The following is a 15,752-nucleotide window of genomic DNA, read 5'->3' as shown; positions in this document are numbered from 1 at the left end:
TTTAATCTTACACTATTCTCTAACCACGAAAGCGCCGGGAAATCTTCCCGAAGCAATAAAATCTCTAGCTTCATCTTCGCTTTCAAAACCTATAAGCCATACTCTATATAGAGGTTCGTCATCAACAATAAACTTTTTTATAACGGCTCTATATCTTCCATCTACCTGAGCATACCTCTTTTTCGTGATTTGAGCACCCTCAAATCTCCTAAATGAGGCGATCTGTACTCCAAAATTTCCTATTTCAACCTCTTTTTTGGCTCCTGATGCTAAAGTAGCAATAGTTTTATCAAATCCCAAAACTTCTATCTCAACAGGAGCCGTACCTTTTCCAATCACTCCGATCTTTTTTGCAGCGGCGTAAGATAGATCGATGATTCTATTTTTGACAAAAGGTCCTCTGTCGTTTATTCTAACTACAACACTTCTGCCGTTATTTAGATTTGTAACTTTTACCATAGTATTCATAGGTAGAGTTTTGTGTGCCGCAGTAAGTTCGTACATATTATAATATTCGCCGTTACTTGTCTTTTTTCCGTGAAAATTAGGTCCATACCAGCTAGCAGTTCCTCTATATTTGGTACCAACTCTAACTACTGTAGGATAGTATGTTTTTCCACCTACTTTATAAGGTCTCATTGTGGCTCTGTGTACGGCAAAAGAGCTTTTAGGTTTACCGTAACTTTTTTCTGTAGGAGAGTAGTAAACAAAACTTCTTTGAGCACACCCACTGAATATAAATATCAGAAAAAATAAAAATAAAAAACTCCTAATTGATAATAACAAGTCTCTCTCCAACTCTAATCATATTATCTTTTTTTTCGTTAAGTTTTTTCAACTTTGATACACTTATGCCATATCTTTTAGAAATAGATAAAAGAGTATCACCCTTTTTTACTTTGTAAACAATTTTACTCTTTTTAGGTACAGGTATTATAAGAGTTTGATTTACTCTTAAAATATTTGATTTTAGTTTATTAAAGTCTTTTATAACTTTATATGAAATATCGTATTTTCTAGCAATTTTTACCAAAGAGTCTCCTCTTTTTACTCTATAGACTATGTAAGCTCTCTTTTTATCAGTAGGTCTATAGTTATCCTTAAAATCGGCAAGTTTTATATAGGGTATATATATATCGTACTCTTTTACGTAAGGCGGTACAAAACCGTATTTTAAATGTGCGTTAAGCTCTCTTAAAATTGACTCTTTTATCTTTATGCTTTCGGCTATATCGCTTAAAACGTCGCCGCCTCTAACTTTTACTACCGCCAAAGAGTATGCAGAGCCTCTATTTAATATATAGTCAAAATCGTCCTTTAAAAAATAGTTCTCATCATTTCCCATCAATGCAAGTGCTATAATCTTTCTTATATATCTTCTACTCTCTTTAGGCAAATACCTCTTTTTTGGATCAATAAGTACTTCTAGCTTTTTCGTTTTGGCTTTTTTGATAGCTCTTGCTACCCTCCCTTCTCCTGAGTTATACGCAAGAGCAGCAAGATACCATCTTCCAAATTTTGCATAGAGATCTTGTAGATATCTAATAGCCGCTTTTGTCGATTTTACCGGATCTTTTCTCTCATCTACATACTCATCGATTCTAAGCCCGTATTTTTTCGCTGTTTGCGGTATAAACTGCCAAAGTCCTACAGCTTTTTTGTGGGATTTAGCGTGAAGCGAAAAGTTTGATTCGGCCATAGCCATAAAAAGAAAAACTTGAGGAACTCTTGCTTCACTCATAAGTCTCTTTATCGTAGGAATATATATAAACGATTTACTTTGCGTATTGAAAAAATGGCGTTTTTTGTATTTTTCATACTCTTTTTTTATATTTATATAATATCTATTAGTTACGAAAGATGGGTCTATATCTAAACTTCTTAAGATCTCAATCTCTTTATTGTAGTAGCCACCTATATCCAAACTTGCATATAAATTTACAAAAAAAAGCAATATTAACGCTAATCCCCTTCTCAAAAATACTCCTAATTTCTATTTTTAGATATTATTATACAATTTTTTCCAGCTCTTTAAATACTCTTTTGGCATTTTTAATAGTAATACTACATACATCTGCAAGATCCATACCTAAAATTTCTGCAATTTTTTGAGCCACATAAAGTGTATAAGCTGGCTCATTTCTTTTTCCTCTATAAGGATGTGGAGTCAAATATGGAGCGTCAGTTTCTAAAACGATTTTATCTTTTGGGATTTTTGGCAAAATATTTACAAGTTTTTTCGCATTTTTAAAGGTAATAACACCGCCTATACCAAAATAAAAACCGTAATTTGAGAGTTCAAGTAAAATCTCGCTGGCATTGAAACAGTGCAATACTCCTCCAACATCTTTGGCTCCGTTATTGATTAAGATCTCTTTAGAGTCAAAACTTGCCTCTCTGATATGAACTATTAAAGGTTTTTGGACTTCTTTAGCTAACTTTATATGTTTAGAAAAAATCTCTTTTTGTCTCTCTTTTTCCTCTTTTTTCTCCGTTTCATCTTTTGGAAGTCTGTAATAATCCAACCCACACTCCCCAACCGCTATACATTTTGGATGTTTTAAATACTCTTTGAGCGCTCTTTCGTCAAATTTTTCTATCTCATAGGGATGAACCCCCGCGGCAAAAAAGATCTCATCGTACCTCTCGCTTATATTTTTTGCTTTTTCTAGATCATCGGGATCGGCTCCTGGGATCACAAAAGCTTTTACACCGTTTTTAAAAGCTCTTTTTATTACCTCATCTAGATCTTCTTCAAATCTTTCATCATCAAGATGGCAATGAGTATCGATTAACAAAATATCTCCTTATTAGATAGATATTGGACAATAGACAATGGATATTGGATTTTTCTATCTTTCCCTACCCCCTTATCACCCTACCACCTTACCACCTAACTACCTTATTTCCTACTCAAAATCCTTCTAGCAAACTCTTTTGCCTCTTTTGTAATATTCTCTCCGCTTATGATTCTTGCTATCTCATCTATCTTTTTTTCAAAATCGAGCTCTAAAACTCTACTCTCTTCATTTTCTCTAACAACTAAAAAATGCTGATTGGCTACAGAACTAAGCTGCGCTTGATGAGATATGGCAAAAATCTGATAACTTTTAGAGAGTTTTTTCAAAATCTTAGCTATACCCATAGACTCTTCACCGCTTACATTTGCGTCTATCTCATCTAAAATAAGTATTTGTCCCTTAGTTTGTTTATATCTGCTCCAAGAAGCAAGTAGAGCCAACCTCAATCTATTAAACTCCCCGGAACTTATATTTTCAAAACCCACACCTTTTAGTTCTATTTTAAAAAAATCTTCTCCTTCGATATCCAACTCTTTTTTTTCATATCTAAAATCTACAAAAGGGAGTTTTAACTCTTTAGTATAGGAGTTGATATCCTCCTTTAGACTTTTTATGGCTTCTTGTCTAAATTTTGATATCTCTTCAGATAAACTCTTTAAAACTCTTTTTAGCTCACTTTTATCTTTTTCCAGATTGCTTTTTTCAAAACTTAGATTTTCATACTCTCTTAACTCTTTTATCTTTTCCTCTTTATATTCAAGTGCATCTTCGATTGAGCCATATCTTCTTTTAAGCTCAGATAACTCTTCTAATCTGTTTAACACATCCTCTATTTCAATATTATCAAGCTCAAAAAGTCTATTTTTTTGGTCTTCAAAAATAGACCTTAACTCGTTCATAGCCTCATCGAAAAAGGATGAATCCTTTCCTATTTTATCTAACGCTTCATACACCATTGATTCGTATTCAAAAATGCCTTCGGCTCTATTTATAGCCTCTTCTATCTTCTCTCTTTTGGAGAGCTCTTTTTTTATCTGTAACAACTCTTCGTATTCGCCTATTTTCGGTGAAATTTTATCAATCTTTTCTATCTCGAACTTAGCAAACTCCATAAGTTCGTTTACTCTTTTTTCATCTTCTAATATTCTACATAATCTATCTTCTATATCTTTATATTTTAAAAACTTCTCTTTAAACTCCTCTTTCAAAGTTGAAAATTTTTCAAATTTTTTTTCGCAAATATCATCTATAATCTTTAAAATATTTTGATTTTTAAATATATTTTCATCTTTTTGACTCAGATATCCAACCCTCTCTTTGAAAACCTCTTTTAAAACCCTTTTAGAGATCATTTGCGAGTTCAAAAAAAATCGAACTTTCTCCTTCTTGATCCCTTTAACAACTATTATCTCTTCGTTATCAAAACCAAATCTCTCAAGATCAGTATCGTTTGTTAAAGTGATCTCGCTTATTTTAGCTTGGGGAGCCTTAAGTCCAAAAAGAGCCAAAATGGAATTTATAAGTACCGATTTACCGGCACCACTAGGACCTGTAAAAACTATAAGTCCATCTTTAAATTCAAGTTCAGCCTCCCTAAAAGAGAGGCAATCTTTTAGATAAAGTCTCTCTATCAACTACATCCCCCAATGAAGTTTCTCTCTTAAAACCTCAAAATAGTTTCTCTCGAGTCTATGGATCAGTTTAGCTCCTATCTGAGCCCTTTTTATGGTTATAGTCTCATTTGGAGAAAACTCATAAATCTCTTGGCCGTCCACAACCATTAATGCGTTTTCGCTCTTCGTTTTTATCTGTATCTCAAACTCCGCTGGAAGCACTAAAGGTCTTTGAGTAAGTGAGTGTGGACAGATTGGCGTTAAAATATATGCGTTAGTCAAAGGATAAACAACAGGACCGCCCGAAGCTAGATTGTAAGCTGTTGAGCCTGTAGGCGTTGATATGATAAGTCCATCTCCGTAGTAAGTATTGAACCATTTTTTATCTATAAATGCGTCTATATGTATCATTTTTGAAATAGCTTGTCTAGTTATAACTATGTCGTTAAAGGAGAACATTTTTTCATCTTTACCGCTAATAGACGCTTCCATCATCATTCTGTTATCTATCCTAACTTGATTTTTTTTCAATTTTTTTATGAAATCTTCTATCTCATCCGGTAAAACATCCGTTAAAAATCCTAGTTTTCCCACATATATTCCAAGAACAGGTTTGTGGTATCTGTAGCTTCTTCTAACTAAAGAGATAAGTGTCCCATCGCCTCCTATTGAGGTCAAAATATCGCTCTTTTTACATAATACGTCAAACTCTTGTCCTAAAACACCGATCATCGATGCACTTATACTATCTATAAGAACCTCTATCCCCTCTTTTTCAAAAGCGTTTTTTATCTTAAAAAAAAGCTCTTTTAGATCGGGTGCGGATGGTCTCAATACGATACCGACTCTTTTAATCTCCATTATTTTCCTTCAAAACTCTCATAATCAGCCAACTAGACTCAAAACTATAATTTTATCATAACTTAAAGCATATCTTTGATATAATCACCCTCAAAATAGAGCTTAAAGGATGAGATTTGAGAACAGACTATTGTGCGGAACTAAATGAGAATGATATTGGAAAAGAGGTAGTTCTTTGCGGTTGGGCAAACAGCTACAGAGACCACGGCGGAGTTATTTTCATAGACCTAAGAGACAAAAGTGGTATCGTACAGCTTGTCTGCGATCCGGCCGATAGCCAAAATGCTCACAAAGTAGCCACAGAAGTAAGAGACGAATATGTTTTGATAGCCAAAGGAAAAGTCAGACTAAGAGGCGAAGGACTTGAAAACCCAAAACTTAAAACCGGCAAGATAGAAGTTGTAGTCGAAGAGTTAACCATTGAAAACAGAAGCGAACCTACGCCTTTTGTTTTAGGCGATGAAAACGTAAACGAAGAGATAAGATTAAAATACAGATATTTAGATCTTAGAACAAAAAAGGCTTTCGACACTTTTAAACTTAGAAGTAAAGCGGCTATCGCAGCTAGAAACTTTTTAGATGCAAACGGCTTTTTGGAGGTTGAAACTCCTATACTAACAAAATCTACTCCAGAAGGCGCAAGAGACTATCTTGTTCCAAGCAGACTTTATCCGGGAGAGTTTTACGCCCTTCCACAATCTCCTCAACTTTTCAAACAGCTTTTGATGGTTAGCGGATTTGACAGATATTTTCAGATTGCTAAATGCTTCAGAGACGAGGATCTAAGAGCTGACAGACAGCCAGAATTTACCCAGATAGATGTAGAGATGAGTTTTTGCACCGAAGATGATGTTATAGAGGTGGCAGAGGGACTTATAAAAACTATATTTGCGGCTTGCGGCATAAACATAAAAACTCCTTTTAGAAGAATGCCGTACAAAGAGGCTATGGAAAGTTACGGAACCGATAAACCTGACCTTAGATTTGATCTAAAACTTGTTGACGTAATAGATATCTTTGAAAATACACAACTAAAAGTCTTTAGGGAGATTGCGCAGTTTAAAAATCTAAACCGTATCAAAGCCCTCCCTGTTCCGGGAGGAGATAAACTAACTAGAAAAGAGATTGACTACTTAACTGAGTTTGTAGCAAAATTTGGTGCAAAAGGTCTTGCGTGGGTTAAAGTAAAAGAGAACGGAGAACTTCAAGGTCCTATAGTGAAATTTTTAAGCGAAGAGGAAAAGAGCGCTTTGATAGAAAGAACCGAGGTTAAAGCAGGCGATCTTATCTTTTTTGGAGCCGGTAGTAAAAAGGTAGTTTTAGACTATATGGGAAGACTTAGAGATAAACTTGGCGATATTTTAAATCTTAAAGATCCTTCTAGATATGAGTTTTTATGGGTTGTAGACTTTCCGATGTTTGAAATCGAAGAGGGACATGTCAAAGTAAAAGCACTTCACCACCCATTTACAATGCCTAAAAACATAGATAAAGAAGAGATAGAAGATATTACGAGCGAAGCATACGATATGGTAGTAAACGGGGTAGAACTTGGAGGAGGCAGTATAAGGATACACAAACTCCAGATACAGAAAAAAGTTTTCGAAATTTTGGGTATAAGCGAAGAAGAAGCTAACGAAAAATTTGGATTTTTGCTTGAAGCATTGAAGTTTGGCGCACCTCCTCACGGCGGTTTTGCGATAGGTTTTGATAGACTTATTATGCTTTTAACTAAAAGAGACAACATAAGAGACGTCATAGCCTTTCCAAAAACCCAAAAGGCTCAATGTTTGCTTACAAACGCGCCAAGTCCGGTAGAAACAGAACAATTAAAAGAGTTACACATAAGAGTGAGAGAATCCAAAAAAGTATGAAACTGATTGAGGCTAAAAGCGGAGATATAGTAAAAGTTGTTGGATACGACGGTGAATGCGACGAGTTTAAATGTCATCTAAACGCGATGGGATTTATAATAGGTGATGTTATAAAAGTACTCAATAAGGGTTTTTTTGGTCCGATTCAAATAGAAGCAAACGGAACCAAAATAGCGATGTGTAGAGGCCAAGCCGAAAAGATACTCGTCGAAAAAATCAGATAGAATTAAACAGTGAAAAATATAATTTGTCATCAAGATAATTAGTCAAATAAATTTGAAGATTTTTAGTAACAAAAAAACATAAAAACTTAACAAAAGAGGAGAAGTTATGAAAAAACTTTTTTTAATCATAGGAGCGCCGGGAAGCGGTAAAACCACGGATGCGGAGATCATAGCAAAAAGAAACGGTGATATAGTGGCTCACTACTCTACTGGAGAGCTTTTGAGAGAAGAGGTTAAAAAAGGAACTGCTTTAGGCGCTACTATAGCAAGTTATATAGATAACGGTAAGCTAGTTCCTTTAGAGATAGTTATCGATACTATAGTAAGCGCTATAAAAAATAGCGATAAAGATGTTATCCTAATAGACGGATTTCCAAGAAGTGTAGAGCAGATGAATGCACTAGATGAAATACTAGATAAAAATCCAGATATTAAACTAGAAGCGGTTATAGAAGTAGTAGTTAGTGAAGAGACGGCAAAAGAGAGAGTTTTGGGAAGAGCAAGAGGCGCGGATGATAACGAAGAGGTTTTCAAAAACAGGATGAAAGTCTATCTAGAGCCGCTTGCCGCAATAGAAAAGTTTTATGAAGAAAAGGGAGTCCTTAAAAAAATCGACGGTGAGAGAGGTATAGAAGAGATAGTTGACGAGATGGAGGAGTTTATAAAAAGTAAAATATAGTCTAAGTTTTATAAATGGCGATCAAAAACCCAAATTTCTATCTTGTAATCATCGGAACCGAAATACTAAACGGCAGAAGAGAGGATAAACACTTTAATTTCGTAAAAAACGAGCTTTTAAAAAGAGGCTGGGAGCTTACCGCCTCTTTTATCATAACCGACAAACCATCCTTTATCGAAGAGATCTTTAAACTAGTCAAAAAAGATCCCAACGGCGTAATGTTCAGTTTTGGCGGTATCGGAGCCACTCCAGACGACTTTACGAGAGAAATAGCGGCCAAAGTGTTTAGAAACTCATCAATGGAAACTAACCAGGAGGCTAAAAATCTAATAATAAATCAATTTAAAGAAAAAGCCTATCCACATAGGATAAATATGGCAAATCTCCCCATAAACTCAGGGCTTTTACCAAATCCGATAAATAACGTTCCTGGATTTTTTCTAGATGAGAGATATTTTTTTGTTCCCGGATTTCCCCAAATGTCGCACCCCATGATCAAGTACGCTCTTGATAGATTTTATCCAAAAGCCCCTAATAAACATAGATTTACTATATGTGTAGAAGCAAGTGAAAATGATCTTATGGATATAATGGAAATGATACCTAAAAATATAGAATTCTCTTCTTTGCCGGCAATTGAAAAGGGCACATATAAAGATGTTATCTCTATTGCCTCTTATGATGAAAATGAGGCGAAAAGATGGATAGATTTCTTTATCGAAGAAGTAAAAAAGAGAGGTTTTAAATATCACAAAGGTACAAATTGCATATAGTAAATCTCTTAATAACCCTAGACCTTCCCTACGTCGAAAGCCTAAAAGGAAGAAGAAAAATCTTAAACTCTATAAAAGAGAGACTCTCAAAATTAAACATCTCCACTTTAGATATCTCAAGTGAATACCCAAAAGAGGCTGAGATTGCAATAGTTTTTTTAGCCTTAAGCGAGGAGGATATTCAAAAAAGATTGCAAAACATTGAAAAAATATTAGATAGATACTTCAGCGATATAGAATACTCAATCTCATACGAAATCCTCTAAAAACACTTTGAAATCTTTTGAACTGGTATACAGTAGCGATTTATAAAGTCAATTGAGACCTCTGAAAAATTACAAATAAAACGAAGGATTTGAAATTTTAGCTTGAAAATTTTATGTTCGCCAAAAGGCTAAAAAAGTACGCTTGTTTAGCACTTTCTAATAAAATTTACAAGCGTTAGCTTTACTAAAAATTTCAACTTGCCTGAGTGAAATTTAGTAATTTTTTAGAGCATTCAATTATATAATCTATGCTTTAATAATCTTTATCTATGAGAAAAAAATTTGACATATTATAATTTTTTATATATCATTTTAGAGTAATTACTCTAAAAGGTGTGTAGTGAATACTAAAGAGAAAATTTTACAGACGGCTCTGAAACTATTTAACGACAACGATACAAAAAGTATAACCACAAACCACATAGCAAAGGCCGCAGGCATAAGTCCCGGAAACCTTTACTACCACTTTAAAAACAAAGAGGATATTATAAGGGCATTATATCGACAGATGAGAGATATTATCGACTTCGAAAACAAAAGGTTGCCTGACGATTTGTGCGAAATGAAAAATTATTGCGATTTTGTAGCAAAAACTTGGTGGGAGTACCGTTTCCTTAGAAAAGAGTTACTACTGTTGATAAATAGAGATAAACATTTGGCAAATGAGGTTTTAGAAGATAACAAAAAACAGTATGAAAAACTTTTAAAGCTTATTTCACATCTTATTGAAAAAGGGTGTCTTAAAGAGATTCCAAAAGAGACTATCACATACTTAGCAGATACTATTATGTTGTACAGTCAATTTTGGACTCCATATCTACTTCTTTTGGGAGAAAAAGTCGATAAAAAAAGCGTAAAAAGAGTCACTGAACAGATAGAGAGGGTTTTTTACCCATATCTTACGGAAAAATCGTTCAAAAACTTACAAGAGTGCAAATCATAAAAAGGAAGATAAATGGCATATATAAAACTACCGGAATTTGAAGAGATGGACCCGCAAATTCAAGAAAAAGCTAGACCTATATTGGAAAAAACGGGAAAACTTGGAGAGATTTTCAAACTGTTAGCTATCAGAAAAGATATATATGAAGCAACGGATACTATGGTGCAGTCATATCTTTTAAAAGAGACTGAACTTCCTTACAGTATAAAAGAGTCTATAGCGCTTTTAATCTCAAAAGAGAATAGCTGTAAAATGTGCGTAGATGTACATAAAGGTATTGCCAAAATGTTAGGAATGCAAGAAGAAGAGATTGAAGAAGTCCTAAAAGGAGTAGATGCAATGAATGTAGATGAAAAGACAAAAGCTCTTTTAAATTTTTGTATAAGGGCATCCAAAAAAGATAACTACAAAATCACAAAAGAGGATATTGAGAGATTAAAAGATATGGGTTGGAGCGAATCTCAAATCTTAGAGGCCGTAGCGATTACGGGATATTTTAACTATATAAATACGCTCTCAAACGTATTTGGACTCAGTGAAGGATAAAATATGAAAAAATCTCTGCTTGTAGCGGCACTATTGGCAACTTATAGCTTTGCTTATAGCGCCAAAGGTATGGTTACCTACAAAAAACTCTGCTCCTCTTGTCACGGGCCGGCCTTTAAAGGCGCGGCAATGTTAGAGAGCGAAGAGTGGAAAGAGATGTTTGATAATAGCGCCCAAAATCTAAAAAATATCCATAAATATGATAAAAGCGCTACTAAAAAGATTAATAGCAGCTATTTTGAAAGAAGGATGAAAGCGCTAAGAGACTTTATGATGAACAATGCTCGGGATAAGGGAGTCGTAAGAAGCTGCGACGGATTAAATTGCGGATAAGGAAAGAGTATGAAAAAGTTTTTGTTTTTATTGATACCTTTTTTGCTTTTTGCTTCTCAAATAGAGTGGGAGAGAGACTTTAACATCGCTTTAAATAGAGCAAACAAGGAAAAAAAGCCGTTGATGGTTTTTTTCGAGAGTCACAACTGTAAATGGTGCGAAAAGATGTTGCACACTACTTTCAAAAATAAACAAATTATAAAACGGATAAATCATAATTTTGTACCCATAAAAGTTTATAATAACGAAAAGAGACTACCAAAATATATCAACTCTAAAATCACTCCTACCACCTTTTTTATAACATCTAAAGGAGGAAACATTATAAGACCAGTTTTAGGGTATTGGGACGAAGAATCTTTTCTCTCTTTTTTGGACGATGTTGAAAGAAGACTCTCCAAATCAAAATAGTTCTCTAATCTTTTATAAAACCAATTTAGTATATAATACTACAAAACTTTTAGTAGGAGAAGCTATGGATATTAACAAAATAGGACACGGTGAAAATCCGGAAAAAGTTCACGCCCTTATAGAGATACCTTACGGTTCAAACGTCAAATACGAAATAGACAAAGAAAGCGGCGCCATCTTTGTAGATAGGGTACTTTATAGCGCTATGTTTTATCCTGCAAACTACGGTTTTGTTCCAAATACGTTGGCCGCTGACGGCGATCCAGCAGATATTTTGGTTTTAAACGAATACCCTTTACAAGCCGGAAGCGTTATAAAATGTAGACTTATAGGCGTTTTGATCATGGAAGATGAAAGCGGTATGGATGAAAAACTTCTAGCTGTACCCGTTAGCAAAGTAGATCCAAAATATGATGAGATTAAAGATATTGAAGATCTTCCAAAATCTACCTTGGAAAAGATTAAAAACTTCTTTGAGACATACAAAATGCTAGAACCAAACAAATGGGTAAAAGTTAAAGATTACAAGGGAAAAGAGGAAGCGGAAAAAATTCTTCAAGAGGCTATAGAAAACTACAAATAAACTTACCGGGAACAACTCCCGGTATAAAAATATACTCAATTAAAACCGTAAAATAGACTCTGTAAACAGCATAATACCTTTTGGTTATAGTTGTTACCAAAATCCTACATTTTCTGCTTGTGCTATCTATTTTTCTCAAAATAGCTATCTATACCGTCGGCTATACCTTTAGCAAGCAATGTTTGATAATATGGATTAAAGATCCTTCTTGCTTCGGTTGGATTTGTAATATAACCTATCTCTATCAAAACTGAAGGCATCTGAGCGCCGACTAAAACCCAAAAAGGCCCCTCTCTTACACCTCCGTCTTGAACATCTTTAAAATGTTTTCTAAGATTATAAAGCATCCCTTTTTGGATATCTATAGCAAGTTTGTTTGAGGCTATTATCTTTTCTCTATTTAAAAAATTCAAAAAAGTCATTTTAGAAAAATATCCCATTGAGTCCAAATCGGCTCTGTTTTCTAAAGCGGCTACCCTTTTTGCTCTTTTGCTTCTAGCCGGCGATAAAAAGAACGTCTCAATACCTCTCATACTAAGATATTTGCTCTTTTTAGGCGCAGCATTGGCATGTATAGATATAAATATATCAGCCATTCTTCTGTTTGCGTATTTTGTTCTGTTTCTTAGTTCTACAAAGTAGTCTTTCGTTCTTGTTAGATATACTTTGTATCCTCTATTTTTTAGCTCTTTGTATAACTTTTTAGCTACGGCTAAAACGGCATCTTTCTCTTTTTTTCTTTTATAACCAACTGCGCCGGCGTCCTTTCCGCCGTGTCCTGGATCGATAACAATAGTTTTTTGAGTTCTATAAAATCGATAGTCATACTTTTTATCTTTTTCTACGACTTTTTCTTCCTTTTTTTTATTGCCGTTTAAAAAGATCTTTAAAACATCTTTTTCTATATTAAAATCTATTTTAATAGGTTTGTTATCTTCAAATACGACTCTCGCCCAATCTTTGTTAAATTGAGCGATCTTCATCTTTTTTACGCTTCTTAGAGAGTACTCTCTCTTAGGATAAGGCCAGATTGACTTTATATCAAAAACTTTTTTATATATTGAACTTTTTTTATCGGCTAAAATAAAACTTTTTATACTATTTTTATCCAAAAGATCGGAAAAATATAACTCCACTTCACCTTTTTTTAGTTTTATAGATTTGAGTACAATTTTTTTAGAGCTATCTATACTCTCTTTTTTTATATCTTTTTTAATCTTTTTCTCAACCTTTACAACTTTTTTTGGAACATTTTCAGACTTGCTAGATAATCTCTTTAGCTCCTGTTCATAATCTCTATAATCAAAACCAAGCTTCTTAGAACTCTCAATAAGCCCCTTTAAAGCCTCTTTTTTTAGATTCTCGTCCGATTCTAAAATAGAACGAATATATAAGGTCTTAAAACTATTGTATGATTTTATTATAGATTGCTGATTTTTGGATCTTAATAACTCGTTTGCCTGATCCAACATAGGATATTTAGAAGCAAGAAGAAAGGAAAAAAGAAGAGTAAAAAGAAAAATCTTTTTAATTGGACTCTCCTTTAACTAAAATTTCCATCAACTCTTTAACAGAGATTAGCTTATCTAGTCTATAACCGTTGGCGCCACTAAAAAAGAGCCCTAGCTCTTTATCGCCTAAATAAGCATCGCTCAGCCTATCAGCTATACAGTAACCCACCTCTTTTGCTTCAACACCTCTTTGACATGGAGCCACACAGTTGCTTATACACTTTATAGCCGGTCCTTCTCTCTTCTCTACTAACTCGATGAGATTAGTTTTTATTCCTCTAGCGGGATACCCCACAGGAGATTTTAGAAGCAAAATATCCTCTTTTTTAGCATTCAATAAAATCTGCTTAAAGTTTTCGTGCGCATCACACTCAAATGTTCCTATAAATCTAGTACCTATCTGAACTCCAGCAGCGCCAAGCTCGATAAATTTCACGATATCTTCATGATCCCAGATTCCGCCGGCCGCTATTACTGGAATATTTCCCCATTTTTTTGCCTCTTCGATAACTTGAGGAACGATATTTTCAAGTCTGTACTCTTCCATAAAACACTGCTCATACGTAAATCCTTGATGCCCGCCGCTAAGAGGCCCTTCAACTATAACCGCGTCAGGAACTCTGTTGTATCTTTTTTCCCATCTTTTGCAGATTATTTTTAAGGCTTTTGCGCTAGAGACTATAGGAACTAAAGCTACATCACTGAATCCTTCTGTAAATTCGGGCATATTTGTTGGAAGACCTGCTCCTGTTATGATTATATCAGCTCCTGCCTCACAGGTGTCTCTAACAACTCTACCATAATCGTTTATAGCATATAAAATATTTGCACCAAGTGGAACATCACCACATATCTTTCTCGCATTTTCAAATATTTTAAAAAGAGCTTTTCTAGAGTAGAAATTTTTGGTCTCTAAAGGCCGTCCTGCTATCTCTTTTTCTATATATTTTTTATTTTCATAATATCCGGTTCCTACGGTGCTTATAACACCTAAACCACCCTCTTTCGAAACGTTGCCAGCTAGCCTGTCCCAACTAATACCTACCCCCATACCCCCTTGAATGATGGGGTATTTTATCTCATGCTTTCCTATTTTTAACGGTTGTAGTTTCACTTCGTAACCTTTAATTTGGCAAATTTTCTTTTTCCAACTTGCAAAATATACTCACCCTCTTCTAGATGAAGATCCTTATCGGAAATTTTCTCTTTATTTACTCTTACGGCTCCGGCTTGAATATCTCTTCTTGCTTGAGATGTAGAAGGCTCTAAAGCGCATTCCACCAAAGCTTTAGCGATCCATATATGTCCTTTTAGTTCATACTCGGCTATATCGCTTGGAATATCGTTTTGTTTATGAACTCTGTCAAACTCTTCCTTCGCCGCTTTTGCCGCTTCGTCACCATGAAACCTAGCCGTAATTTCAGCGGCCAAAAGCTCTTTTGCGTACTTAGGGTGAACTTTACCCTCTTTTACTCCCTCTTTTAATATCTCGATCTCTTCTAAAGATTTAGAACTAAGTAGCTCATAATATCTCCACATCAATTCGTCAGATATACTCATAACTTTTGCAAACATTGTATTGGGCTCTTCATCAACCCCTATATAGTTGCCTAAAGATTTACTCATCTTTTGAACACCGTCAAGTCCTTCGAGTATTGGCATCATTAAAACGGCTTGCTCTTTGCCAACACTGAAACTTCTTTGAAGTTGCCTTCCCATTAAAAGGTTAAATTTTTGGTCTGTGCCGCCTATTTCAATATCACTTTTTAAATATACGCTATCGTATCCTTGTAGCAGAGGATAGATAAATTCACTTATAGCTATCGGTTTTCCTGCTTTATATCTTTTTTCAAAGTCATCGCGTTCTAGCATTCTCGCGACACTTACTAAAGTTGTAAGCTCAACAAGTCCGCTAGCCCCAAGCTTATCTATCCATTGTGAGTTAAAGAGCACTTGGGTTTTGTCGGGATCAAGTATCTTAAAAACTTGTTCTTCGTAACTTTTTGCATTTTTTAAAACCGTCTCTCTATCAAGCTTTTTCCTTGTTTCACTCTTACCGGTAGGATCGCCAATCATAGCCGTAAAATCGCCTATAATAAACTGAATAATCCCTCCATATTTTTGAAACGTAGCAAGTTTTTGAAGTAAAACCGTATGCCCTAAATGAAGATCCGGTGCTGTTGGATCAAAACCTGCCTTTACATAATAGTGCTTTCCCTCTTCATAATACTCTTTTAAAAGTTTTTCTATCTTCTCTTTATCTATAATTTCAGCCGTTCCTCTAACTATTTCAGCCATTGCCTCTTTTACCATTAACTCCCCTTATTTATCTTT

The 15,752-nt window shown here is 34.7% G+C and carries 18 protein-coding genes; 10 read left to right on the top strand and 8 right to left on the bottom strand.

The window, feature by feature from the left end:
- Positions 1-12: 12 nt before the first annotated feature.
- From NIL_RS04090 to NIL_RS04070, 5 genes are all read right to left on the bottom strand, one after another.
- The gene (locus tag NIL_RS04090; RefSeq protein WP_246434465.1) at positions 13-639 is read right to left on the bottom strand and encodes a septal ring lytic transglycosylase RlpA family protein; all 627 of its coding nucleotides are present in this window, start codon (positions 637-639) and stop codon (positions 13-15) included.
- A gap of 130 nt (positions 640-769) precedes the next feature.
- Positions 770-1,978 (bottom strand): lytic transglycosylase domain-containing protein, encoded by a 1,209-nt coding sequence (locus tag NIL_RS04085; protein ID WP_187648340.1) that lies wholly within the window; start codon positions 1,976-1,978, stop codon positions 770-772.
- Positions 1,979-2,009: 31 nt separating this feature from the next.
- Positions 2,010-2,798, bottom strand: a complete 789-nt coding sequence (locus NIL_RS04080; RefSeq protein WP_187648339.1) for a TatD family hydrolase — start codon at positions 2,796-2,798, stop codon at positions 2,010-2,012.
- Between the two features lie 104 nt (positions 2,799-2,902).
- Positions 2,903-4,435: an AAA family ATPase gene (locus tag NIL_RS04075; RefSeq protein WP_187648338.1), complete on the bottom strand. Its 1,533-nt coding sequence runs from the start codon at positions 4,433-4,435 to the stop codon at positions 2,903-2,905.
- A complete protein-coding gene (locus tag NIL_RS04070; RefSeq protein WP_187648337.1) occupies positions 4,436-5,275 on the bottom strand; it encodes an NAD(+)/NADH kinase in 840 nt (279 codons plus the stop codon).
- A gap of 116 nt (positions 5,276-5,391) precedes the next feature.
- On the opposite strand from NIL_RS04070, the gene aspS reads away from it, so the two are divergent.
- From aspS to ppa, 10 genes are all read left to right on the top strand, one after another.
- Positions 5,392-7,149: an aspartate--tRNA ligase gene (aspS, locus tag NIL_RS04065; protein WP_187648336.1), complete on the top strand. Its 1,758-nt coding sequence runs from the start codon at positions 5,392-5,394 to the stop codon at positions 7,147-7,149.
- The gene (locus tag NIL_RS04060; RefSeq protein WP_187648335.1) at positions 7,146-7,373 is read left to right on the top strand and encodes a FeoA family protein; all 228 of its coding nucleotides are present in this window, start codon (positions 7,146-7,148) and stop codon (positions 7,371-7,373) included. The genes aspS and NIL_RS04060 overlap by 4 nt, the downstream gene beginning before the upstream one ends.
- Positions 7,374-7,479: 106 nt before the next feature.
- Complete coding sequence (locus tag NIL_RS04055) at positions 7,480-8,052, top strand: adenylate kinase (protein WP_187648334.1); 573 nt, start codon at positions 7,480-7,482, stop codon at positions 8,050-8,052.
- 14 nt (positions 8,053-8,066) lie between these two features.
- Positions 8,067-8,825: a competence/damage-inducible protein A gene (locus tag NIL_RS04050; RefSeq protein WP_187648333.1), complete on the top strand. Its 759-nt coding sequence runs from the start codon at positions 8,067-8,069 to the stop codon at positions 8,823-8,825.
- Positions 8,816-9,091, top strand: coding sequence for a DUF503 family protein (locus tag NIL_RS04045; protein ID WP_187648332.1), 276 nt, complete (start codon positions 8,816-8,818; stop codon positions 9,089-9,091). Before NIL_RS04050 ends, NIL_RS04045 begins: the two co-directional genes overlap by 10 nt.
- 340 nt (positions 9,092-9,431) lie before the next feature.
- Complete coding sequence (locus NIL_RS04040) at positions 9,432-10,034, top strand: TetR/AcrR family transcriptional regulator (protein WP_187648331.1); 603 nt, start codon at positions 9,432-9,434, stop codon at positions 10,032-10,034.
- A 12-nt stretch (positions 10,035-10,046) separates the two neighbouring features.
- Complete coding sequence (locus tag NIL_RS04035) at positions 10,047-10,580, top strand: carboxymuconolactone decarboxylase family protein (RefSeq protein ID WP_187648330.1); 534 nt, start codon at positions 10,047-10,049, stop codon at positions 10,578-10,580.
- A 3-nt stretch (positions 10,581-10,583) separates the two neighbouring features.
- On the top strand, positions 10,584-10,913 hold the full coding sequence (locus tag NIL_RS04030) for a c-type cytochrome (protein ID WP_187648329.1): 330 nt from the start codon (positions 10,584-10,586) through the stop codon (positions 10,911-10,913).
- Between the two features lie 9 nt (positions 10,914-10,922).
- Entirely contained in the window at positions 10,923-11,324 is a 402-nt protein-coding gene (locus NIL_RS04025; protein ID WP_187648328.1) for a thioredoxin family protein, read from the top strand.
- A gap of 64 nt (positions 11,325-11,388) precedes the next feature.
- Positions 11,389-11,907, top strand: a complete 519-nt coding sequence (gene ppa, locus NIL_RS04020) for an inorganic diphosphatase (RefSeq protein ID WP_187648327.1) — start codon at positions 11,389-11,391, stop codon at positions 11,905-11,907.
- A 122-nt stretch (positions 11,908-12,029) separates the two neighbouring features.
- Here the strand turns inward: ppa and NIL_RS04015 are convergent, their stop codons facing one another.
- The 3 genes from NIL_RS04015 to tyrS are packed head-to-tail and all read right to left on the bottom strand — an operon-like array spanning position 12,030 to position 15,731.
- The gene (locus tag NIL_RS04015; RefSeq protein WP_187648326.1) at positions 12,030-13,379 is read right to left on the bottom strand and encodes an N-acetylmuramoyl-L-alanine amidase family protein; all 1,350 of its coding nucleotides are present in this window, start codon (positions 13,377-13,379) and stop codon (positions 12,030-12,032) included.
- Positions 13,380-13,434: 55 nt separating this feature from the next.
- Positions 13,435-14,532, bottom strand: a complete 1,098-nt coding sequence (locus tag NIL_RS04010) for a nitronate monooxygenase (RefSeq protein WP_187648325.1) — start codon at positions 14,530-14,532, stop codon at positions 13,435-13,437.
- Positions 14,529-15,731 (bottom strand): tyrosine--tRNA ligase, encoded by a 1,203-nt coding sequence (tyrS, locus tag NIL_RS04005; RefSeq protein ID WP_187648324.1) that lies wholly within the window; start codon positions 15,729-15,731, stop codon positions 14,529-14,531. Before tyrS ends, NIL_RS04010 begins: the two co-directional genes overlap by 4 nt.
- Positions 15,732-15,752: the final 21 nt, after the last annotated feature.

This window comes from Nitrosophilus labii (genome assembly GCF_014466985.1).
GTDB classification, from domain to species: Bacteria; Campylobacterota; Campylobacteria; order Campylobacterales; family Nitratiruptoraceae; genus Nitrosophilus_A; species Nitrosophilus_A labii.
The sequence above is the reverse complement of the archived record's forward strand: the minus strand, read 5'-3'. Positions and strand labels throughout refer to the sequence as shown.